This window comes from Leptotrichia sp. oral taxon 879 str. F0557, from assembly GCF_000469385.1.
GTDB lineage: Bacteria > Fusobacteriota > Fusobacteriia > Fusobacteriales > Leptotrichiaceae > Leptotrichia > Leptotrichia mesophila.
Genome location: NZ_KI271317.1, coordinates 1 through 22,135, shown reverse-complemented (window position 1 = coordinate 22,135; position 22,135 = coordinate 1). Strand labels below are relative to the sequence as shown.

Genomic DNA, 22,135 nt, shown 5'->3' with positions numbered 1-22,135 from the left:
AAACAGTCGATTTTATTTCCAAAAAATCACGACATTTTTAGTTTAATTAAAACAGTTAATTTAACTAAAACAAATAATAAACAAAATTTCGTTAGAAGAAAAATAGCTGTTTGAGCTTTTGTAATAAATTTTAAATTGGATAAAGTTATTTAAATTAAAAATAATCTATGTTCAAAAGCGAGTTCTATTTTTCTTTTATAAGAAAGTTTGCGTAAAGCAGGAGTGCAGAGGTATGGCGTTTGATACCTCTGCTTAAAATAAATAATATAAGGGAAAAATTAAAATATTATCTCAATAAATTAAATATATTTAAAATAAAAAAATAAAAAATGAGAGGTGTATTAATGAGAAGAGTAGTTATTACAGGAATAGGATTAGTAACTCCGTTGGGAACTGGGAAAGATAAGGCTTGGAAAAATTTGTTGGCTGGAGAATGTGGAATTGATAAGATTACACAGTTTGATACTTCAGAGCATTCAGTGCACATTGCAGCAGAAGTGAAAGACTTTGTGCCTGAAAATTATATTGAGAAAAAAGAATTGAAAAAAATAGCTAGATTTTCGCAATTTGCGATTGCGGCTTCTAAAGAAGCATTGGAAGATGCTAAACTTGAAATTACAGAAGAAAATGCTGATAGAATTGGAGTGATTATTGGCTCAGGGATAGGAGGACTGGATGTAATTGAGCAGGAAGTGGAAAAGCTTGTTACTAAAGGACCTAAAAGAGTATCACCGTTTTATATTCCAGCGGCAATCTTGAATATGGCTTCTGGAAATACTTCGATTTATATAGGAGCAAAAGGACCGAATAAGACTGTTGTTACAGCCTGTGCTTCAGGAACAAATTCAATTGGAGATGCTTTTCAAGCAATTTTATTAGGAAAAGCTGATGCAATGGTGGCTGGAGGAACAGAAGCAACTGTAACTCCATCGGGAATAGCAGGATTCGCAAACTTGAAAGCATTGTCAACTAATCCAGATCCTAAAACTGCATCACGTCCATTTACAGCGGATAGAGATGGATTTGTACTTGGAGAAGGTGCTGGAGTGCTAGTGCTGGAAGAATTGGAACACGCTAAAAAACGTGGAGCAAAAATCTATGCAGAAGTTGTTGGATATGGAGAAACAGGAGATGCTTATCATATGACAGCACCATCTGACGGTGGAGAAGGAGCTGCAAGAGCATTTAAAATGGCTTTGGAACAAGGAAATATTAAATCAGAAGAAGTTGGATATATTAACGCACATGGAACATCTACACCTGCAAATGATAAAAATGAAACACAAGCAATAAAAACAGCATTTGGAGAACATGCTTACAAACTTGCTGTAAGTTCTACAAAAGGTGCGACAGGACATTTATTAGGTGGAGCAGGTGGAATTGAAGCAGCATTCCTGGCGCTTGCGATTTCAGAAGGAATCATGCCTCCAACAATAAATTATGAAAATCCAGATCCATTATGTGACTTGGATTATGTACCAAACAAACCAGTTAAAAGAGATATTGAAGTAGGAATGTCAAGCTCACTAGGATTTGGTGGACACAATGCAGTTTTAGCATTTAGAAAATATAAATAATAAAAATATTTTGAAATAACTAAGGGGAGAATAGATATTTTCCCCTTGATTAAACAATAAAAAATAAGACAAAGTAATAGAAAATAAAAGGAGGTGATACGGATGGAAATAAATAGGAATAGAAACGCTCATGAATTAATGAAAAAAATAGGATACGAATTTAAAAATAAGGAGTATTTGGAAGAAGCGTTAACACATAGATCGTATTCCAATGAAACTGAGAAGGATAGAAGATTTAATAATGAAAAGCTCGAATTTTTAGGAGATGCGATTTTAAATCTTATAACAACAGAGTATATTTATGAACTTTATGAAAAAAAGACAGAAGGAGAGCTTGCAAAGCTTAAAAGTCAGATTATAAGTGAACCTGTGTTTTCAACTATTGCGAGTGAGCTTGAGCTAGGAGAGTATTTATACTTGAGTAATGGTGAAATTATGTCTGGCGGAAGACACAGAAGATCTATTCTAGGGGATGCTTTTGAAGCTTTGATTGGTGCGATTTTTAAGGATTCCGATTATTATACTGCGAAAAATATTGCATTAAGATTTTTACTTGGGAAAATAAACAAACTTGAAGAAATAGAAGGAACCGGAGACTATAAAACAGTTTTGCAGGAATTTGTACAAGGAAAGTACAGAAAAATGCCTGAATATAATTTGATTAAAACTAGTGGACCTGACCATGACAAAGTTTTTGAAATGTCTGTAAGCTGGAATGATAGAATTCATGGTATAGGAACTGGAAAAAGTAAAAAAGAGGCAGAAAAACATGCTGCAAGAGAAGCTCTCGAAAGATTAAAAAAATCAGAAAAGTAAAAAAATGCAATCAAAAATAGGAGAACAGGATGGGAAAAGTAGCGTTATATCCAGGAAGTTTTGATCCAATAACGAAGGGGCACATTGATATTATAAAGCGTTCTTCAAATTTATTTGACAAGTTAATAATAGGAATTTTTAAAAATTCTACAAAATCAAAGGCTTGGTTTTCTGATGAAGAAAAAGTTGAAATGATACAGGAAATCTTGAAAAAAGAGAATATTAATGCTGAAATAAAAATTTTTAAGGGATTATTAGTCGATTTTATGTACAAAGAAAATGTAAATATTCTGATAAGAGGACTACGAGCATTGTCAGACTATGAGTACGAGCTACAGTTTACTTTGACAAATAAAACACTTGCAAAAAGCGAATTTGAAACAATATTTTTGACAGCTTCAAGAGAATATTTATATTTGAGTTCGAGCCTTGTAAAAGAAGTAGCATTAAACAAGGGGAATTTGAGCTTTTTTGTGACAGAAAATGTAGAAAAACATTTGGATAAGAAGGTTAAGGAACTGGAACAGCATTAAAATCATTATTTCAAAGTTAATAAAAAGAGAAAAAACATAATTTTGTTAAAAAAATTTGATAAGATAAAAACGTAAAAAATAAAAGGGGAACTTAAAATGGCTGTAAAAAAGGAGAAAACAAAATATATATGTTCAGAGTGTGGCTATAATTCATTAAAATGGCTTGGAAAATGTCCTAACTGTGATTCATGGGGAACATTCGAAGAGGAAATTGATATAAAAAGTACGTTTCGGAATGTGGAATCAAAGGAAGTTTCGATAAGCAAGATAACAGAAATTGAAATAGAGAAAGAATTTCGGATGGTAACGCCTTTTGAGGAATTTGATAGAGTACTGGGAGGCGGGCTAATAAAGGGAGAAGTTGTGTTGATTACAGGAAGTCCTGGAATCGGAAAATCAACTTTTTTGCTTCAATTATCACAGGAATATGCAAAAATTGGAAATGTATTCTATGTTTCTGGGGAAGAATCGCCACGACAAATAAAGCAGCGTGCAGAACGTGTCAATGTAAAAAGTGAAAATTTGTATATTTTGAATGACACAAATATTGAAAAAATCGAAAGTGTAATTTTGAAGGATAAGCCAAAAGTTGTTGTAATTGATTCAATTCAGACACTTTATTCAGAAAATGTGAATTCTATTCCTGGAAATGTAACTCAGATTCGTGAAACAACTTTAAAAATCATTGAAATTGCTAAAAAGAACGAAATTGCATTTTATATTGTGGGACATGTTACAAAGGATGGGAAACTAGCGGGACCAAAACTATTGGAACATATGGTAGATGCAGTATTGCAAATTGAAGGGGAAGAAAACAATTACTACAGGATTATCCGTTCTATAAAAAATCGTTATGGATCCACAAATGAAATTTCAATTTTTGATATGAAAGAAAATGGAATTAGCGAAGTAAAAAATCCGTCTGAATTTTTTATAAGCGATAGAGATGAAAAAAATATTGGAAGTATTATTGTGCCAATTTTTGAAGGAAGTCGTGTGTTCTTATTTGAAGTGCAGTCGTTGCTAGGAACTCCGAATTTTGGAATGCCAAGAAGAACAGTTGAGGGATATGACAAAACTCGTGTAGAGATATTGAGTGCAGTGTTATCACGTTCCTTAAAGGTGGATGTAAATTCAAAAGATATTTATATAAATATTCCAGGCGGAATTGATTTGAATGATAGAAGTTCTGATTTGGCAGTGGTTTTTTCGCTTTTATCCTCAGTAAAGGGCGTGCCGATAAGCCAGAAAATAGCGGCTATTGGTGAATTAGGGTTACGGGGAGAGGTAAGAAAGGTTTCATTTATTAAAAATAGAGTGAATGAACTAGAAAAAATGGGATTTTCAGGAGTGTATCTTCCAAAAAGCCATAAGGCAGACTTTGAGAAGGAAAAAACAAAAATAAAACTTAATTATATAAGTAATATAAGTGAACTTGTTGAGAGGATAAGATAAGCCGAAAAGAGTAAAAAGGCGAAAGGATATGAAAATGGTAAAAAAGGTAGTTAATAAGAAGAAAATATTGGAGCATATATTTGATAGGGTAGCACCAGGAACAGCTTTAAGAGAAGCAATAGACAAGATTCAGGAAGCAAAGTTAGGAGCACTGATTGTACTAGGAAATCCTGGTGATTTGAAAGATGTGATGGGAGGTGGATTTGAGCTTAATACTGTATATTCGCCACAAAAAGTTTATGAACTGTCCAAAATGGATGGTGGAATTATTTTGTCAGAGGATATAAAAACAATTTATGGAGCAAATATCCAATTACAGCCGAATTATTCCATAGAAACAGATGAAAGCGGAACAAGACATCAGGCAGCACATAGAATCGCTCAACAAAAAGGAAATTTAGTTGTAGCAGTTTCTGAGAGAAGAAATAAAATAACAGTGTATTATGGTAAATTTAGATATTTACTAAATGAAATTGGAGATTTACTGACAAAATCTTCACAGGCGATAACAGCCCTTGAAAAATATTCTCTTGCGATTGAAAAAAATCATGTGAATTTGTCAATTCTTGAGTTTGACAACATGGTAACACTTTATGATATTGTAGAATGTGTGAGAATGTATGGGCTGCTTTTCAGAATGTCGGAAGAATTGATTGAATACATGGCAGAGCTTGGAAGCGAAGGACGGCTTATAAAAATTCAGTATGAAGAAATAATGTTAAATAAAAACGAAAGTTTTGATGCTCTTATAAAGGACTATAAAATAAGTGAGGAAACAGCAGAAAAAATTGGTTTAAGAGTGAAATCCTTAACGAAAGAGGAATTGCTGGATGATGAAAAAATCGTTTGTTTACTTGGATTTGATACAAATATCATAAATTTTGATGAAAAGATAGAGCCTCGTGGTTACGGACTTTTGAGCAATATAACAAAAATAAGTAAAAAGGATAGAGAAATTCTTGTAAAGGAATTTTCGAATGTTCATTCAATCTTGATGTCAACAGCTTCAGATATTGCTAAAATAAAAGGAGTTAGTAAATATAAGGCTGAACACATTAATAAATCACTAAAACGTATAAAAAATAGAACTGTAATTGACAGGGAATAAAATATTAATTGAAATTAAGAAGAATTATAAAAATAGAAAAATTAAGAAAGTAGGTAAAAATGAAAGATAAAAGAGTAACTGTTGGAGGACAGGCTGTTGTGGAAGGGGTTATGATGAGAGGACCTAAAGCAATCGCAACAGCTGTTCGTAAGCAGGATGGAAGTATTGTTTATAAAAAAATAACACTTACTGAGAAAAATAATAAATGGCTAAAAGTGCCTTTCGTTAGAGGAGTTATAGCACTTTATGATGCGATGGTAGTTGGGACGAAAGAGCTTATTTTTGCATCAAATCAAGCTGGACTGGAAGAGGAGAAATTGACGGATAAACAGGTTGGTTTTACTGTTATGACATCGGTTTTATTAGGAATTGCCGTGTTTATGTGGTTGCCATCTGCTGTTGGAGGCTTTTTCTTTAAAGACAATGTTTTAAAAGCCAATATTGTTGAGGCTGTTATAAAATTGATACTTTTCTTGGGATATATTTACGGAATTTCATTTTTGAAGGATATACAGCGAGTTTTTGAATATCATGGAGCAGAACATAAAAGTATTATGAATTACGAAATGGAAAAGGAATTAACACCAAAAAATGCAAAAGAATGTACAAGATTTCATCCAAGATGTGGTACGAGCTTTCTTTTACTTGTAATGTTTATAAGTATTTTAGTATTTTCAACAGTTGATTTATTTTTTAAAGTTCCAACTGGACATTTTACGATGCTTCTCTATAAATTAGTAACAAGAATTCTATTTGTGCCATTTGTTGCTGGACTTTCTTACGAAATACAGCGTTGGACAAGTTATCATTTGGATAATGTTTTTGCAAAAATAATAGCTGTTCCAGGAATGTGGCTACAAAAAATTACTACAAGCGAACCTGATGAAAGTCAGCTGGAAGTTGCGATTGTAGCATTAAATGTGGCGTTAGGAAATGAAGTAACGAATGCTACGGAAGTTTTTGAATAGAAATTTTGATAAAATTATTTTGGATAAGGCTGGATTTTCCAGTCTTTTTGTATGCAATTAAATTTACTTGTTAATTTTATAAACATAAAATTGGAAAGGCTGCAAGAAGTTAATAACAACAGTATTCGTATAAAAGGAATCAGAAATTGAGAAAGTTTGAAGTTAAAGAATACTATATTAATGAGAGTTTATAAACTTTATAAATTCTGTAAAAATAAATTTTAAGGAGATAACATTGAACAGGAAAATAATCGCAAGTTTAACTATCTTGATTGCTTCATTAAATGTTAAAGCTGCTAAACTTGTGTTTACTTCAGAGAAAACACCAACATATAATAAAACAGATAAAAAATTTATAAAATATGTAAAATACAAAAATCAAGCTGTGGAATATAGCGATGGGATTGGAATAACAGATGGAACATTGGATTTTGAAAATCTTGAAATGTATGCAGGATATAAAGAAAAGCCTAAATTATGGGTATATGACGGATGGAAAACTAATAGTTATGTAAAAAGTTCGGAGTATAGCGGTGGGCATCTTGTGGAAGTTTACAGGGCATTTTCACTTGGAGCTGGAGGGATGGGGAAATACAAAGACAATGTTTATTCTACAGTGCTTATTGCCGAATCTCCTTTGCTGCCTAAGGGTCTTTTTTCTTCTTCTTATACGATACAGGATGATTATAGGTATTATCTTGGGAAAAATTCGATTTATTTTCGGAATGTGATAAATGAAATCGCTGTAGGGGATGTGGCTTCCCCTAGATTTTATTCAGGCAAGACAACTGATAATAATTGGTTAATTTTTCAGTCTATGGGAAATCCAGTTCGAGCAAACAGTAAAGACTGGATTGTAAAAAATACAGATGGAAGTTTGATAAACACAGTTATTCCAACATTTGAAACAATTCATTTTGGAATGTTTGGGGAAGAGATTCAGAAACTAATGCGTTCAGAAAAAGTGAGGGTTGGTCAATACGCCTGCAGTAGAGATGGGTATCAGAATAGTGTGAAAGATGTAACTTCCTTAATTACAGAGTCAATAAGAAAAAATGTAAGAACTGATACAGCAGCAGGGCTTGGAGAAGTAATGGATAATGGTAAAAAAGAAGAATTGCACTGTGTATTTCCTGCAGCAAAAGAAGATAGTATTGTATACCCGCTTTATTCAAGGGCAAATTCTGTGTATGAAAATGGGCAGGTTATGAGGTTTCAAAAGGGAAATAAACTTAAAATGGATGACGGAAGTATAATTCCTGACTGGACAATAGCGAGCGGAACTTCCTATTCATCGCCAAGAATTACTGGGGGAGCTAGACAAGTAGCGGAACTTTTTCCAGGGATTACTTATCATGAGGTAAAACAGTTTATATTTACCACAGCTTCGAGGGAAAATGATAACCTTGACAATATTCTTGGATGGGGGATTGCTGACATTGGAAAGGCTAAAAGAGGGATTGGTTCACTTAATGCAGGACTTGTGGAGGAACAGAAATTTTTTACGGGGATGTACGACAGAGTGAAAGGCAAGGATGGGATGCCATTCTTCTGGGTAGAAATTCAGGAGGGCAAGGAATGGAACTGGGATAATGATATTCAAGGCTCAATGACTAAAAAGCCTCAAGGGAAAACCTGTTATAATATGCTTGTTGATACTGTGGATAAAAATACTGGATATACAAATGCTACTGGTGAAAAAAATGCTGTAATTGAAAATATGTGCATTCAGAATTTTATCCCAAGTGAAAAGAATTTTTATAGAGATATTAATGACATTGAAACATTGACAGGACTTAGGAAGGCGGGAAAAGGAAGACTTAATATATTTGGAAAGGTTGAGATTGATGGAGTTATACAGGTGTTGGAGGGAGAAATGAGTATATGCAGCGATGTGAATACAGAAATTGAAGTTTATGAAAATTCTAAAATCCTTGTAAATTCTGATAAAAATAGAAAAATTAATATCAAAAAAATAGCAGTTTTAGGAGGAAATATTGATTTAAAAGGAAATGTAAATATTAGAGAAATGTATTTAGAAAATGGAGAATTGAAAAATATTAGTGCTGAAGGTAATGTTGTAGTGAGAAAATTATATGTAAAAAATCGTAAGCAAATAGAAAAATTAAAAAAATACTTGGATAGTAACAAATTGTTTACTGTTAGAGAATTTGGAACGGATAGAAAAAATTATGAAAATGTTGTTATAAATCCTGATAAAACAATGGATATTCCAAGAGAATACTTTATGTCAAATTTTGGAAATAAAATAACAGGATATACGGCTAATTCTGAAATTTATGACAAGCTAGTTAAAAAATATGAGAGAATAGACGGAATGCCTGAGAATATTAAGGAAATTGTACCAGGATATTCCAAGGGGATTTTTAGGCTGGATGTGGATTCTGATACGGATTCTTTCAGTAAAGAAGATTTTGTTAATGGAACTGGAAATTATATCAAAAATGCACAGGAAATGGTAAAAACTTTGAATAAGAAGTATTATTTTATAAGGCAGGACTAGTTTACAATTTTTTTATATTTATTAATGTGTTTAAACAAGGGCATTCTTTTGAATGCCCTTTATAAATATTATATTGAGTAAGTAATATTATTTTTTTAATTTATCAACTTCTTCAATGAGTCTATCTGAATTTATATAGGAATCATCTTTTTTATCACTGTCTTCAATGGCCCCAAGATATGTTTCCACGTCTTCTTCTCCTAGAATGCCATCAAGTAGTTGATACAAGATTTCTCTTCTTCTGTTTGCAGGTATTTTTTCATATCCTTTCATATAAACTGAAATGTTTAATCTTTTCTCTTTTTTACTGTCTATTTTAAAATAAAGGTCGTCAGAAGACATATCTATTCCACTTGACATTTTTATTCTAACTTTCTTCATTCGCTGTTTAAAAGGTTTTACAATCCATTTTTCCATTTTTGGTGCATTTGCGGCTAATTTTCTTACAGCGGGAAATAAGTCAACAAGACCATTTGCTGTTACTATTAATTCTCGTTTTCCATTTTTTGGAACAGCTGATATTTCAACTCCCAAAGCTTCATTTATAACACTTAATCTTATATGAATCTGTCGCCAGATTTTCTGCTGCTCATCCTTTGAGAGTTTATCAAAATTATAAATTTTATCTTCATTTTCCTTGAAATAATCCCAAAAAAATTTACTCTTGCTTTCAAAGGCTTCTATTTTTACATCTTCATTTTTAGTTATTTCCTGCTGATTTTCAGTAACATTTTTTTGTTCAATTTTTTCTTTATTGTTCTTATCTTTTTGACAGCTTAATATTGCTAAAGCGAGTAAAAATAAAATGTTTTTTTTCATAAAAATTCTCCTTTTTTTATAGTAAGATTAATTTAAAATTTATGATTATATATCCAAATTTTGGATTTGATACCTTTTAAAAAAGTTCAAATTATAATTATTTTATCGTAAAATCATTTTAAAATCAAGTTTGTCTCAATTATATGCAAATTTTTTAAAAATTAGAATAAAAAAATTAAATAAATGTATTTGACTTTTAGTTAAAATATAAATATAATGTGAGTAATAATAAATAAAAAAGAGAGGAATTGAGGGGGTATGATTAAAAAGGGAAAAAATGAGAAAGTGAAAAAAAAGAAAAATTTGCCAGTTGGAATTGACAATTTTGAAGTGATGATACAAAATAATTACTATTATTTTGATAAAACTGGGCTAATTAAAGAAATTCTGGAAAGTGGAACGACAAGAATTCTGTTTACAAGACCACGTCGATTTGGGAAATCGCTAAATATGTCGATGTTGAAATATTTTTTTGATGTGAAGAATAAAGATGAAAATAAAAAACTTTTCGAAAATCTAGAAATCTCTAAAAGTGAATATTTTGATAGACAAGGGCAGAATCCAGTTATTTTTATCAGTTTTAAGGATTTTGAGGAAACAAACTGGGAAAATGGTTTTAACAGTATAAAAGAGGAAATAAAATCCTTGTACAATGAATTCAGATTTTTGCGGGAAAAACTAGAAAAAAGCGATTTAATGGATTTTGATAATATATGGTTAAAAAAAAAGGAAGGTAATTATAGCCGTGCCTTGTCAAACTTATCAAGATATTTATTTGAATACTATGGCAAGAAAGTTGTTTTATTAATCGATGAATACGATAAGCCAATAATAAAAGCACATGCTAATGGGTATTATAATGATGTGATAAATTTTTTCAAGACTTTCTTTGAAAAGGCAGTAAAAGGAAATGATTATGCAGAAATCACGGTAATTACAGGAATTTTAAGGATTGCTAAGGAAGGGATTTTTTCTGGACTTAATAATTTGGAAGTTCATACCATATTAGAAAAAAAATATAATGAATATTTTGGAATCTTGGAAAATGATGTTGAAAAAGCTCTGAAATATTATAATTTAGACGTTGAACTGGATGAAGTAAAAAAATGGTATAATGGTTATTTGTTTGGAGATATAAATGTATACAATCCGTGGTCAATTATTAATTTTTTGAAATATAGGGATTTAAAAGCCCATTGGGTAAATACTTCAAGTAATGATGAAATTATGAACTATTTGGAAAATTCAGACGAGAAAATTATTTTTGAACTGGAGGAACTGCTTAGCCATAAGAGTATAAGAAAGGAAATTTATGATTTTGTGACGTTTCAGGATATAGATTATGCTTTGAACTTGAATAAAAATAATTACGGATTTGAAGTTAGGGAAAATGGGAAAAATTATGAAATTGAACGGGATTATTTTATGAATGACTTCGGGCATGCGAATATTTGGCAATTTTTCTTGCATAGTGGATATTTAACCGTTGAAAAGAAACTTGGAAGAAATGTTTACGATTTGAAAATTCCAAATGAGGAACTGTTTGATTTTTTCAGAATAAGATTTTTGTATAGAACGTATCGGGGACATTACAGATTTTATGGACTTGAAGAGCATTTGATTAATGGAAATTATGAAAAATTTAGATTGGAAATAAGGGAACTTTTAAAAAATGCGATAAGTTTTAGAGATTTGAAGGAAGAAAATTCTTATCATTTGTTTGTAATAGGGCTAGTTTCCATAATGTCAGAAAATTATTTTGTTAAATCAAATATGGAAAGTGGAGATGGAATACCAGATTTGGTATTAAAACCAAAAGATAAAAATAAAAAAGCATTTATATTTGAATTTAAGTATTCGAGAGCAAAAGATAGCAAAAATTTGAAGAGAACTGCAAAAAGTGCCTTGAAGCAAATAAATGACAGGAATTATTTTGAAGGGTTAAAATATGAAGGTTATAAGGAAATTGTGAAAATTGGGATGGGATTTAGGAAAAAGGATGTGGAGGTTGTAGTAGAGGAAGAATGATTTATTATAAAAAAAGGTATGTTGAGTGATACCCTTTTAACTTATATTCAAATCTATTTTTAGAAAATTAAATAAAATAGAAATTTGAAAAATAATCATAAATTTTAAGTTTATTTTATGATTGATTATAAAATTTCAAATTCCTTAGTATTTTTAACATCAAGAGTAACAGTTGCTTTTGTAAAAGATACTTCATATAATTCCATAAAGTTTTCTCCTTCATCAATATTCTTTTTTACTTCTGGTATTTTTTCTATAAATTTGTTTTTTAAATCTTGAACAGATTTTTGGCTTTTTCTTATAATTCCTTTAGCTTTAATGTGTTTTAGACCATCTATAGGAATTGTTGTAAAAGCTACTTTGTTATTTTGTTCAAATTCTACTGTTTTTTGACTATTCTTTAGTGTTAAAAAATATAAAATTTTCTCATCTGAATTATAATAAAATCTTACAATTCTTACATTAGGCTGATTACTTGAGTCTGAAGAAGCTATTGCCATATCAGTAGTTTTTTCCATAATTTCTAAAAAGTTATTTGTTATATCCATAATTTCCTCCTTAAATTTATATTTTAAATTATACTTCAAAATGGTATCAAAATATGGTACTATTAAAATAAAAAAATTGGGGGAAAAATGAAAAAATCAGAACGGATTAATGATATGATGATGTATCTTAACAATAAAGAGACTTTTAATTTAAAAGATATTATGGAAAAATACAGTATTTCCAAAAATACGGCTTTAAGAGACATAAAATCTCTTGAGGAAATTGGGATGCCAATTTATTCTTTTAGCGGGAGAAATGGAAGGTATAAAATTTTAAAAAATAAACTGCTCTCTCCTGTCTTGTTCAATGTAAATGAAATATATGCGTTATACTTCACTATGCTTACGTTAAAAGGATACAAAACAACACCTTTTCATTTAGATATTGAAAAATTGAAAGAAAAATTTAAAAACTGTCTTCCGCAGAGACAAGTGGAGGAAATTAACAAAATGGAGACAATATTAAATTTTGAAGTTTCAAAGCATCAAAAGGAAAGTCCGCTTTTAAAGAAAATTCTTGAAAATTCAATAGAAGAAAAAGTTTGTAAAATTTTGTATAAAGAAGAAAAGAAAGATAAATATTATTTTGTTCAGTTTTTCAAAATATCATCTGCTTACGGGCAATGGCTTGCTTCAGGATATGATTTTGAAGATAGGGAAATTAAAAATTTTCAATGTGATAAAATTATCCATTTGGCAGAAGATGATAAATTTGAACCAATTTCTTTTGAAAAGTTTGTTAATTTAAATTCAGATATGTATAAAATTCATGATTGCAATATGATAAATTTTGAGCTTGAAATATAGTTTAAGTAAAGGATTATAGTTTTGTAGTTATATATGGTAAGGTAGTTTTAAAATTGAGCTCAAAAGTTATGACTATTTTACTTAAACTTTAAATTTATATAATTTTAGTAGTTTAATTTAAAATAGATTTTAGGATATATTATAAAAATTTTAGAAATTATTTAAATTAATTGTGTAAAAAATTTCATCAGTTGAGAAAAGAGATGAAATATGTTATTATTAAAGAACAAAAAATGTAAGAAATGGGGGAAATTATGGAACAGACAGTATTTTCCGTAAGTGATATAAATAGAGAAGTTAAAATGTTTTTGGAGGGGACAAATACTTTTAAGAACATTTTTATTGAAGGGGAGCTTTCTAATATTACATATTATCGTTCGGGACATTTGTATTTTACGTTAAAAGATGCAAGTGCAAGTGTGAAATGTGCTATTTTTCGTTATAAATATAGAGGAGTGCCTGAGGACTTGAAGGAAGGGGATTTAGTAAAAATTCGAGGTAGCGTTACGCTTTATGAAGCAAATGGAAGTTATCAGATTGTAGCGGATTTTCTTGAAAAAAGTAATTCTCTTGGGCTGCTTTATGAGAAAATGGAAATGCTTAAAAAGTTGTATTTTGAAAAGGGGTATTTTTCTGATGAAATAAAAAAACAGTTACCCAAATTACCTATAAATATCGGTGTTGTAACGGCTGATACAGGAGCAGCAATCAGAGATATTATAAATACAGCGCATAAAAGATTTCCAAATGTGAATATTTACCTTTATCCAGCAAAAGTTCAAGGAGAAGGCTCAGCACGGGAAGTTTCGGCAGGGATTGAGTTTTTTAATAGAATGAATGAAGAGAAACAGCTTGAAATAGATACGCTTATTGTTGGACGTGGTGGAGGAAGTATTGAGGATTTGTGGGCATTTAATGAGGAAGCTGTGATAGAAGCCGTTTATAAGTCTGAGATTCCTGTAATTTCAGCGGTAGGACATGAAATTGACAATCTTCTTTCAGATTTAGTCGCTGATAAACGGGCAGCTACACCAACTCAGGCAGCAGAAATCTTGATTCCTGAAAAAGATAAATTAACAGATGAACTGGAAAGTAAAAAGAATCTTTTGAGTAAATTACTTTTAAACAGGGTTGCAATGATGAAAAAAGAGCTGGAATACAGAAAAAATAATTATTATATAAAGAATTTTGAAAATATTCTGGATAATAAAAAATTTGACTTGATGGAAAAAGAACAGAAATTATCAAGAGAACTTAGAAGAATTGTACAAAAATCACGAGAACAGATGGATTATCGAAAACAGAGATTTGACAGAATTAATTTGCAAAAAATAATTTTAAGTGAAAAAGAAAATTTAAAGAAAAAATTAGCCGAGCTTAATCAAATAATACTGGAATTTTTTGAAAATCGAAAAAAGGAACTCAAATATAAAAAGGCACAGCTTTCGAAATATTCAGTAAGTGATATTTTGAAACAAGGTTATACAATAACTCGAAAAAATGGGAAGATTGTTAAGAGAGGGATTGAGCTTAGCAAGGAAGATAAGCTGGAGATAGAGTTTTCAGATGTTAAGAAGAAAGTGGTTGTTAAGTAATTCAGAAATATTGAATACTTTAGAAAGTGGGGTATGAAGAATGTCTAAAAGAGATAACTATTTATCATGGGATGAATATTTTATGGGAATTGCGTTTTTGTCTGGAATGAGAAGCAAGGATCCGTCTACACAGGTCGGGGCGTGTATCATAGACGAAGATAAGAAAATAATAGGAATTGGATATAACGGGTTTCCAATGGGAAGTTCTGATGACAGTATGCCTTGGGATAAAGAAGGAGAATTTTTGGATACTAAATATCCTTATGTTGTACATGCTGAATTGAACGCTATTCTTAATAGTATAAAATCATTGAAGAACTGCACTATTTATGTGACACATTTTCCATGTAATGAATGTGCAAAAGCAATCGTTCAGTCAGGAATAAGAAAGGTAATATATTTTTCCGATAAGCACAAGTCGCTTGATTCTACAAAGGCTTCAAAAAGGATTTTTGAAAATGCAGGGGTAGAAACTATACATCTTGAAATTGAGAAAAAAGCAATAAATATTCAGTTTAAAGATTAAATACAATTTATGGAGGATTTGGAAAAAGAAAAAAGCGAACGTGGTATCAGGCAAGAAAAATGAAAATGCCAGATGTTACAGCAATCTTTATAACGGCAATATTCGTAATTATTTCAATTGTACTTATAAAAATAAATGGTAGAAGATTCTATAATCCTTTTATAAATTAGGAAGGTCTGACTAGGAAATAAGATTTGAATTTTTAAGGAGAGGAATGATGGGAAAATGGTTAATATCGGAAATGACTGGGATGAAATTTTTAAAAAAGAAAAAGAATTTGAAAAAGATTACTATTTGAATTTGAGAAAACTTTTAGTGAAAGAATATAAGACGAAAACAATCTATCCTGATAAATATGAAATTTTTTCTGCATTTAAGCTAACTAGTTATAAAGATTGTAAAATTGTAATTCTGGGACAGGATCCGTATCATGGCGAAAATCAGGCACATGGACTGGCATTTTCTGTAAAGCAGGGAGTTGCCTTGCCACCTTCCCTAAAAAATATTTATAAAGAAATTGAAAATGAATTTGGGTATAAAATGAGTAAAAATGGATTTCTTGAAAAATGGGCAAAACAGGGAGTCCTGCTTTTAAATACAGCACTTACTGTAGTCGCTGGAAATGCCAACTCACATTCAAAAATAGGCTGGGAAATTTTTACAGATAATGTGATAAAATATTTGAATGAACGTGAAGAGCCAATAATTTTCATACTTTGGGGAAATAATGCAAAAAGTAAGAAAGCCTTTATTGATACAAATAGACACTATATTCTAGAAAGTGTTCATCCAAGCCCATTATCTGCGAGCCGTGGATTTTTTGGCTGTGGACACTTTAAGAAAGCTAATGATATTTTGAAAGAGCTGGGAAAAAAAGAAATTGACTGGCAAATATAAAAATAAAAAAACTATAAAAATTGAGCAACATTGCTATATGAGTCAAGTTTTCTTATATTAAAAATATAAAGTTACTGTATCAACAAGATTCTACAGAATTTTTTAAAATAATTATTTAAATTTTATGAAAGGGAGGAGTTTTTGTGAATTTTAGAAAATCAACTTTTGATGATGTGGACAGAATTTTAAAAATCATCGAAAAAGCAAAAATTGAACTAAGAAAACTTGGTTTAGATCAATGGCAAAATGGATATCCAAATAGGGAAGTTATTGAAAATGATATAAAATCGGGAATTAGTTATATTTTAGAAGAAATTTCTGAAAAAAATGATAAATCCGAAAATCAGATTTCTAAAAAAATTGTCGGAACTATTGTATTGTCGCCTAAAAAAGAAATACCATATTCTAAAATCGAAGGAAAATGGATAACAAACGATGATTATATTGTAATTCACAGGCTTGCAGTTGATTCTGAAATAAAGAATAAAGGGATTGCAACAAAGATATTAGAATTTTCTGAAAAAGAGTGTATAAAAAACAAAATACTCAGTATAAAAGCAGATACACATGAAAACAATGAGCCAATGAAGAAATTTCTTGAAAAAAATGGATTCAGCTATTGCGGTGTGATTTATTTAGATAGAGAGCCTGATATTGGGGAAAAGAGAATTGCTTATGAGAAAATAATAAAAATACCACATAAATTATTTTAATTATTCAATTAAGATTTTTCTAATGTTTATGTTATAAGCTATTTTTATAAATATTTATTATTTGTTTCTTTATAATATTTTTTCATTTTTTAAACGTAAAGGGGATCAATCGCTATCCCCTTTACAATCCCCGCTTGTCTAAGTATTTTTTGGAAACAAAAATTAAACTCGCTTCACTCAGACAGTAATTTTTATTTCCAAAAAATCACGACAATTTTTAGTTTAATTAAAATAAAAATTAAGCAAAATTTCGTTAAAGGGAAAATAGCTGTTTGAGCTTTTGCAATTTATTTAAATTTGAATACATTTATTCGTATTAAAAAAATTTATATTCAAAAGCGAGTTCTATTTTTCTTTTATAAGAAAGTTTTGCGTAAAGCGAGAGTGCAGAGGTATGGCGTCTGATACCTCTGCGTTAAAAAAGATTTGTATATATAAAATAAAAAATAAATGTTTAGAATTAGAATACTACAAAGATAAATTGTTAAAATTAAGAAAAAGAAATGGAGTGTGATAGTGTTATGAGATTTGAAACAAAAACGATACATGGGATAAGAAAAGAAAAGAAGAAGGAATTATGGGGAACAAATGTTAATTTTGCTTCAACTTTTCCTGTTGCGGAATTTGGAGTAACGCAGGAATTTGAATATTCAAGAGTTTCGGCTCCTACGAGAAATGAGCTTGAAGAAATACTTGCTGCATTGGAAAATGGAAAATATGGGTATGCCTTTTCATCGGGAATGGCGACTACAACATCTGTATTTACAATGTTTAAAGCTGGAGATCATATTATTTTAGGTCAGGATATTTATGGTGGGACTTATAGGATTGTTCATGATATTTATTCAAAATTTGGATTGGAATACACTTTTGTCGATACAACTAATCTGGATAATATTAGAAATGCTATTAAAGAAAATACAAAGGCTATTTTTATTGAAACACCATCAAATCCATTGCTTGATGTTACGGATATGAGAGGAGTTGCAGAGATTGCAAAAAAACATAACTTGATAACAATTGCAGACAACACTTTTATGACTCCATATTTGCAAAAACCGCTTGATTTTGGGATTGATATTGTAATTCATAGTGCGACTAAATTTTTATCTGGGCATCATGATTTGCTTGCTGGAGTTGCGATTACAAATGATGAGGGGCTTGCGGAAAAAATTAAATTTTCACAAGTTGCGGCTGGAGCCTTAATTTCTCCATTTGACAGCTGGCTTTTGATGAGAAGTCTTAAAACATTGAAACTTAGAGTGGAAGCGGCACAAACGAATGCAGAAAAACTGATAGAATTTTTTCAAAACCATGATGCAGTTGATAAAATTTACTATCCGACTTTGGATACAAATAAAGGTAAAAAAATTCATGAAAGTCAAGCAACAGGCGGAGGTTCTGTATTCTCATTTACTTTAAAAGACGATTCAAAAGTAAAAACGTTTTTTGAAAGTTTGAATGTGGCACTATTTGCAGCGAGTCTTGGTGGAGCAGAAACTTTAGTAACTCATCCAAGTACAATTACGCACGCCGAAATACCTGATGAAGAAAAAGAGGCTAGAGGATTTACAAATTCATTGATAAGAATAGCTGTTGGATTTGAGAATATTGATGATTTGATTGAAGATTTTAAACAGGCATTGGAAAAATAAAGAATAAAGGAAAAACAGATGGCAACAAAAAGAAGAAAAAGAACTGGAAGAAGTTCAAAAGTTGGAAATGAAAAATTGATTGCTGCAATAATTACTGTGTTATTAGCAATATTTGGATTTGCATACAATGGAGTGAATTCAAGATTTGGTAAAAAAAGAGCAAAAACAAGTAATTCAAAAAAAAATACAGCTTCAAGAAGTACAAATACTAATTATTCAAATAGTACAGCTGTGCAGAATCCAACTATCCTGAAAGGATATCAGGCTGTAAAAGTCAGTGATGGAGATACCATGAACATTCAGAAAGTGGAAAATGGGAAATTTACTGGAGAAGTTATAAAAATCAGGATGTTTGGAATTGATGCTCCTGAAAAGTCGCAGGATTATGGGAGCGAGAGTAAGCAGGCATTAGAAAAGATGGTAAATGGAAAGACACTTGAAATTGAGGAGAAAAATAGGGATAGATATGGAAGAACAGTGGCTGTAGTCTATGCTGACGGGAAAAATGTAAATGAGGAAATGGTAAAAAATGGAAATGCCTGGTGGTATCAGGAATACGACAAAAATGATACTAGAATGCAGACTTATCAGGAAAATGCCAAAAAGAATAAACTTGGCCTGTTTGGAAAAAGAGGATATATAGAGCCGTGGAATTACAGAAGAGAGAAAAAGGCGGCAGCAACAGGTAGAACTAAAAGCAAATAATGAGTTGAAGTAATTTTGTTAAATGAATAAAAAGAAGTGAAATAAAGAAAAGGATGATAAAATGTTTATAGATGAAAGTGTAATTACGGTAATTTCTGGAAATGGAGGAGATGGAGCGGCTACATTCAGACGTGAAAAATTTGTTCAGTTTGGAGGGCCTGACGGTGGAGATGGCGGAAAAGGCGGAGATATCGTCTTTATCGCTGATCCAAATATTAACACGCTTGTAGATTTTAAGAGCAGTAAAAAATTTAAGGCACAAGACGGAACAAAAGGGGCTGCTGCACGTTCTACTGGGAAATCAGGAGAAGACTTGATTATAAAAGTTCCAGTTGGAACAATGATTAGAGATTTTGAAACAAATAAACTGCTGCTTGACTTGGACAATCCAAATGAAAAAGTAATATTTCTAAAAGGTGGAGATGGCGGACGTGGAAATATCCATTTCAAGTCATCAGTAAAAAAAGCTCCAAGAATAGCAGAAAGTGGACGTGAAGGTGTAGAATTAAAAATAAAGCTGGAATTAAAATTGCTGGCCGATGTTGCTCTTGTGGGTTATCCAAGCGTAGGAAAATCAAGTTTTATTAATAAAGTATCAGCTGCCAAATCAAAAGTTGCAAGTTACCATTTTACTACATTAAAGCCTAAATTGGGAGTTGTAAGAATGGGAGATGAGGAAAGTTTTGTTGTGGCGGATGTACCAGGTCTTATTGAAGGCGCTCATGAAGGAGTAGGGCTTGGGGATAGATTCCTAAAGCATATTGAAAGATGTAAACTGATTATTCACATTGTGGATATTTCAGGATTGGATGGACATGATCCTAAGGAAGATTTTGTAAAAATAAATCACGAATTAAAAAATTACAGTGAAAAATTGGCAAATAAACCTCAAATTGTTGTGGCTAATAAGATTGACATGCTTTATGAAGATGAAAAATATGATGAATTTGAAAAATTTGTTAAAGAAAAAGGTATAAAATACGTTTACCCAGTCTCTGTAATTGCAAACGATGGATTAAAGCCAGTTTTATCAAAGGCATGGGAATTAATCCAGGAAATACCTAGGGAAGAACTAGAAGAAGTTCACTCTGTTGAAGAGCTGATTCAGGAAAATAATAAAAAAGATGACTGGATTGTTAAGAAAACATCTGACAATGTATTTGAAGTGGATGGACGTATTGTGGATGATGTGCTTAAAAAGTATGTGTTTATTGGAGAAGAAGGAATAATAAATTTCCTTCAGAAGATGAGAAGTCTTGGAATGGAAACAGAGCTTGAAAAAGCTGGGGTCGAAGAAGGAGATATTATAATTATTGCTGGGTATGAATTTGAATATATAGTTTAGTAAAAAATTTTTTTAAAAAGATTTTCAGTAAAGATGTCGTTTATTTATAATGGGAGGTAAAGAAGATAGCAGTAAGGAAAAAAGGAATTGTAATCGCAGGTGCAACAGGAGTAGGAAAAACAGACTTGTCAATAAAGCTTGCTAAAAAGACAGATTCAGCAATTATATCAGCAGATGCTTCTCAGATTTATAAGGAGCTGGATATAGGAACAGCTAAGATAACAAGTGATGAAATGCAGGGAATACAGCATTATATGATTGATATTATAAATCCTGATGAAGATTATTCTGTGGGAGATTTTGAAAAAACTGTAAATAATATTTTGAATGAAAATGGTGAAAAAAAGGAGAAAAATATTATTATTACGGGTGGAACAGGACTTTATATAAAATCAATCACAGATGGATTTGCAAAATTACCATCAAAAAATGCGAAAATCAGAGCTGATTTAGAAAGCAAAAGTATTGAGGAGTTACAGAAAATTCTTAAAGAAATGGACGAAAAGTCGTATACTGAAATTGATTTGTCTAATAAATTGAGATTGGTTAGAGCAATTGAAGTTTGTATTTTGACTGGTGGAAAATTTAGCGAGTTACGTATACAAAATATAAAAAATAATAATTATGAGTTCTTAAAGATATTTCTTACTAGAAATAGAGAAGAGCTTTATGAACGGATTAATAAAAGAGTTGAAATTATGATTGCAAAAGGACTTGTAGAAGAAGCAAAAAAAGTATATAATAAGTATACAGAAAGTCTTTATAAAATATCTTCAATCGGATACAAGGAACTATTTAAATATTTTGAAGGAAAAATCACGCTGGATGAAGCGATTGATGAAATAAAAATGGAGAGTAGAAGATATGCAAAAAGACAGATGACTTGGTTCAAAAAAGAAAAAAACTATATTACTTATAATTTATCAGAAATGTCTGAAAAGCAAGTGCTAGATGATATTCTGAAAAAATGGGAAAAATTTTAGAAAGGAGATTACAGGAAAATCCTGTAAAAAAACATGAAAATATTAGAATATTTGGTACCAGAAAGAATAAAAGTAAATTTAGAAGGTAAAACAAAGGAAGAAATTATTAAGGAAATGGCACAATTATTTGTGAAAAGTGAAGTTCTTGATTCAGAAGACTTGGAAGAATTTGTAAAGGAAATAAATGAAAGAGAAAAATTGACACCAACTGGAATGCAAGATGGAATAGCTATTCCACACGCAAGAACACCGCTTGTAAAAAAACTTTCACTTGCTTTAGGAATTTCTCATGAAGGAGTAGATTTTGAAAGTATGGATGGGGAACCTTCAAAATTAATTTTTATGATTGCTGCTCCAGAAGAAACAAAAAAAGAACATTTAGATTTATTGGCTGAAATTTCAAAATTATCTTACGAAGAAGAATTAGTTGAAAAAATCGAAAAACTTACCAACGTGGAAGAAATTTTTGAAACATTAAAATAACCTCTATTATTTTGTTTCATAAATTGCAATATTAATTGCGACATTTTACC

The 22,135-nt window shown here is 30.7% G+C and carries 20 protein-coding genes; 18 read left to right on the top strand and 2 right to left on the bottom strand.

Annotation, left to right across the window (positions count from 1 at the left end):
- Nucleotides 1-344 precede the first annotated feature (344 nt).
- The 7 genes from fabF to HMPREF1552_RS04870 all read left to right on the top strand — a co-directional run bounded on the left by fabF (nt 345) and on the right by HMPREF1552_RS04870 (nt 8,981).
- Nucleotides 345-1,577, top strand: coding sequence for a beta-ketoacyl-ACP synthase II (fabF, locus tag HMPREF1552_RS04900; protein WP_039901203.1), 1,233 nt, complete (start codon nt 345-347; stop codon nt 1,575-1,577).
- A 102-nt stretch (nt 1,578-1,679) separates the two neighbouring features.
- Nucleotides 1,680-2,393, top strand: coding sequence for a ribonuclease III (rnc, locus tag HMPREF1552_RS04895; protein ID WP_021743989.1), 714 nt, complete (start codon nt 1,680-1,682; stop codon nt 2,391-2,393).
- 29 nt (nt 2,394-2,422) lie between these two features.
- On the top strand, nt 2,423-2,926 hold the full coding sequence (gene coaD / locus HMPREF1552_RS04890; RefSeq protein WP_021743988.1) for a pantetheine-phosphate adenylyltransferase: 504 nt from the start codon (nt 2,423-2,425) through the stop codon (nt 2,924-2,926).
- 96 nt (nt 2,927-3,022) lie between these two features.
- On the top strand, nt 3,023-4,381 hold the full coding sequence (gene radA / locus HMPREF1552_RS04885; RefSeq protein WP_021743987.1) for a DNA repair protein RadA: 1,359 nt from the start codon (nt 3,023-3,025) through the stop codon (nt 4,379-4,381).
- 34 nt (nt 4,382-4,415) lie between these two features.
- Nucleotides 4,416-5,489: a DNA integrity scanning diadenylate cyclase DisA gene (disA, locus tag HMPREF1552_RS04880; RefSeq protein WP_039901215.1), complete on the top strand. Its 1,074-nt coding sequence runs from the start codon at nt 4,416-4,418 to the stop codon at nt 5,487-5,489.
- Between the two features lie 59 nt (nt 5,490-5,548).
- The gene (locus HMPREF1552_RS04875) at nt 5,549-6,457 is read left to right on the top strand and encodes a DUF1385 domain-containing protein (protein ID WP_021743985.1); all 909 of its coding nucleotides are present in this window, start codon (nt 5,549-5,551) and stop codon (nt 6,455-6,457) included.
- 235 nt (nt 6,458-6,692) lie between these two features.
- Nucleotides 6,693-8,981, top strand: a complete 2,289-nt coding sequence (locus HMPREF1552_RS04870; protein WP_039901202.1) for a S8 family serine peptidase — start codon at nt 6,693-6,695, stop codon at nt 8,979-8,981.
- Nucleotides 8,982-9,068: 87 nt separating this feature from the next.
- On the opposite strand, the gene HMPREF1552_RS04865 is transcribed toward HMPREF1552_RS04870, so the two are convergent.
- Nucleotides 9,069-9,800: a hypothetical protein gene (locus HMPREF1552_RS04865; RefSeq protein WP_021743983.1), complete on the bottom strand. Its 732-nt coding sequence runs from the start codon at nt 9,798-9,800 to the stop codon at nt 9,069-9,071.
- A 258-nt stretch (nt 9,801-10,058) separates the two neighbouring features.
- Here HMPREF1552_RS04865 and HMPREF1552_RS04860 point away from each other — a divergent pair, with 258 nt between their 5' ends.
- Nucleotides 10,059-11,828 (top strand): AAA family ATPase, encoded by a 1,770-nt coding sequence (locus HMPREF1552_RS04860; protein WP_021743982.1) that lies wholly within the window; start codon nt 10,059-10,061, stop codon nt 11,826-11,828.
- Nucleotides 11,829-11,953: 125 nt separating this feature from the next.
- Here HMPREF1552_RS04860 and HMPREF1552_RS04855 read toward each other — a convergent pair whose 3' ends face one another.
- A complete protein-coding gene (locus HMPREF1552_RS04855; protein WP_021743981.1) occupies nt 11,954-12,376 on the bottom strand; it encodes a pyridoxamine 5'-phosphate oxidase family protein in 423 nt (140 codons plus the stop codon).
- An 87-nt stretch (nt 12,377-12,463) separates the two neighbouring features.
- Between HMPREF1552_RS04855 and HMPREF1552_RS04850 the strand changes: the two genes are divergently transcribed.
- The 10 genes from HMPREF1552_RS04850 (at nt 12,464) to HMPREF1552_RS04805 (ending at nt 22,085) form a co-directional block, all read left to right on the top strand.
- Complete coding sequence (locus HMPREF1552_RS04850) at nt 12,464-13,183, top strand: YafY family protein (RefSeq protein ID WP_021743980.1); 720 nt, start codon at nt 12,464-12,466, stop codon at nt 13,181-13,183.
- Nucleotides 13,184-13,437: 254 nt separating this feature from the next.
- Nucleotides 13,438-14,778: an exodeoxyribonuclease VII large subunit gene (gene xseA / locus HMPREF1552_RS04845; protein ID WP_039901201.1), complete on the top strand. Its 1,341-nt coding sequence runs from the start codon at nt 13,438-13,440 to the stop codon at nt 14,776-14,778.
- Nucleotides 14,779-14,818: 40 nt separating this feature from the next.
- Entirely contained in the window at nt 14,819-15,304 is a 486-nt protein-coding gene (locus tag HMPREF1552_RS04840) for a dCMP deaminase family protein (RefSeq protein ID WP_021743978.1), read from the top strand.
- A gap of 225 nt (nt 15,305-15,529) precedes the next feature.
- On the top strand, nt 15,530-16,201 hold the full coding sequence (locus tag HMPREF1552_RS04835; protein WP_021743977.1) for a uracil-DNA glycosylase: 672 nt from the start codon (nt 15,530-15,532) through the stop codon (nt 16,199-16,201).
- A 143-nt stretch (nt 16,202-16,344) separates the two neighbouring features.
- Complete coding sequence (locus HMPREF1552_RS04830; protein WP_021743976.1) at nt 16,345-16,914, top strand: GNAT family N-acetyltransferase; 570 nt, start codon at nt 16,345-16,347, stop codon at nt 16,912-16,914.
- A gap of 521 nt (nt 16,915-17,435) precedes the next feature.
- On the top strand, nt 17,436-18,569 hold the full coding sequence (locus HMPREF1552_RS04825) for a PLP-dependent aspartate aminotransferase family protein (protein WP_039901199.1): 1,134 nt from the start codon (nt 17,436-17,438) through the stop codon (nt 18,567-18,569).
- An 18-nt stretch (nt 18,570-18,587) separates the two neighbouring features.
- Complete coding sequence (locus HMPREF1552_RS04820; protein WP_021743974.1) at nt 18,588-19,274, top strand: thermonuclease family protein; 687 nt, start codon at nt 18,588-18,590, stop codon at nt 19,272-19,274.
- A gap of 61 nt (nt 19,275-19,335) precedes the next feature.
- Nucleotides 19,336-20,619, top strand: coding sequence for a GTPase ObgE (gene obgE, locus HMPREF1552_RS04815; RefSeq protein WP_021743973.1), 1,284 nt, complete (start codon nt 19,336-19,338; stop codon nt 20,617-20,619).
- Nucleotides 20,620-20,744: 125 nt separating this feature from the next.
- Entirely contained in the window at nt 20,745-21,602 is an 858-nt protein-coding gene (gene miaA / locus HMPREF1552_RS04810; protein ID WP_021743972.1) for a tRNA (adenosine(37)-N6)-dimethylallyltransferase MiaA, read from the top strand.
- Between the two features lie 33 nt (nt 21,603-21,635).
- Nucleotides 21,636-22,085: a PTS sugar transporter subunit IIA gene (locus HMPREF1552_RS04805; protein ID WP_021743971.1), complete on the top strand. Its 450-nt coding sequence runs from the start codon at nt 21,636-21,638 to the stop codon at nt 22,083-22,085.
- Nucleotides 22,086-22,135: the final 50 nt, after the last annotated feature.

Coding starts and splice junctions, on each gene's coding strand:
- fabF (WP_039901203.1), top strand. CDS start 345: ATGAGAAGAGTAGTTATTACAGGAATAGGATTAGTAACTCCGTTGGGA.
- rnc (WP_021743989.1), top strand. CDS start 1,680: ATGGAAATAAATAGGAATAGAAACGCTCATGAATTAATGAAAAAAATA.
- coaD (WP_021743988.1), top strand. CDS start 2,423: ATGGGAAAAGTAGCGTTATATCCAGGAAGTTTTGATCCAATAACGAAG.
- radA (WP_021743987.1), top strand. CDS start 3,023: ATGGCTGTAAAAAAGGAGAAAACAAAATATATATGTTCAGAGTGTGGC.
- disA (WP_039901215.1), top strand. CDS start 4,416: ATGGTAAAAAAGGTAGTTAATAAGAAGAAAATATTGGAGCATATATTT.
- HMPREF1552_RS04875 (WP_021743985.1), top strand. CDS start 5,549: ATGAAAGATAAAAGAGTAACTGTTGGAGGACAGGCTGTTGTGGAAGGG.
- HMPREF1552_RS04865 (WP_021743983.1), bottom strand. CDS start 9,800: ATGAAAAAAAACATTTTATTTTTACTCGCTTTAGCAATATTAAGCTGT.
- HMPREF1552_RS04860 (WP_021743982.1), top strand. CDS start 10,059: ATGATTAAAAAGGGAAAAAATGAGAAAGTGAAAAAAAAGAAAAATTTG.
- HMPREF1552_RS04855 (WP_021743981.1), bottom strand. CDS start 12,376: ATGGATATAACAAATAACTTTTTAGAAATTATGGAAAAAACTACTGAT.
- HMPREF1552_RS04850 (WP_021743980.1), top strand. CDS start 12,464: ATGAAAAAATCAGAACGGATTAATGATATGATGATGTATCTTAACAAT.
- xseA (WP_039901201.1), top strand. CDS start 13,438: ATGGAACAGACAGTATTTTCCGTAAGTGATATAAATAGAGAAGTTAAA.
- HMPREF1552_RS04840 (WP_021743978.1), top strand. CDS start 14,819: ATGTCTAAAAGAGATAACTATTTATCATGGGATGAATATTTTATGGGA.
- HMPREF1552_RS04835 (WP_021743977.1), top strand. CDS start 15,530: ATGGTTAATATCGGAAATGACTGGGATGAAATTTTTAAAAAAGAAAAA.
- HMPREF1552_RS04825 (WP_039901199.1), top strand. CDS start 17,436: ATGAGATTTGAAACAAAAACGATACATGGGATAAGAAAAGAAAAGAAG.
- HMPREF1552_RS04820 (WP_021743974.1), top strand. CDS start 18,588: ATGGCAACAAAAAGAAGAAAAAGAACTGGAAGAAGTTCAAAAGTTGGA.
- obgE (WP_021743973.1), top strand. CDS start 19,336: ATGTTTATAGATGAAAGTGTAATTACGGTAATTTCTGGAAATGGAGGA.
- HMPREF1552_RS04805 (WP_021743971.1), top strand. CDS start 21,636: ATGAAAATATTAGAATATTTGGTACCAGAAAGAATAAAAGTAAATTTA.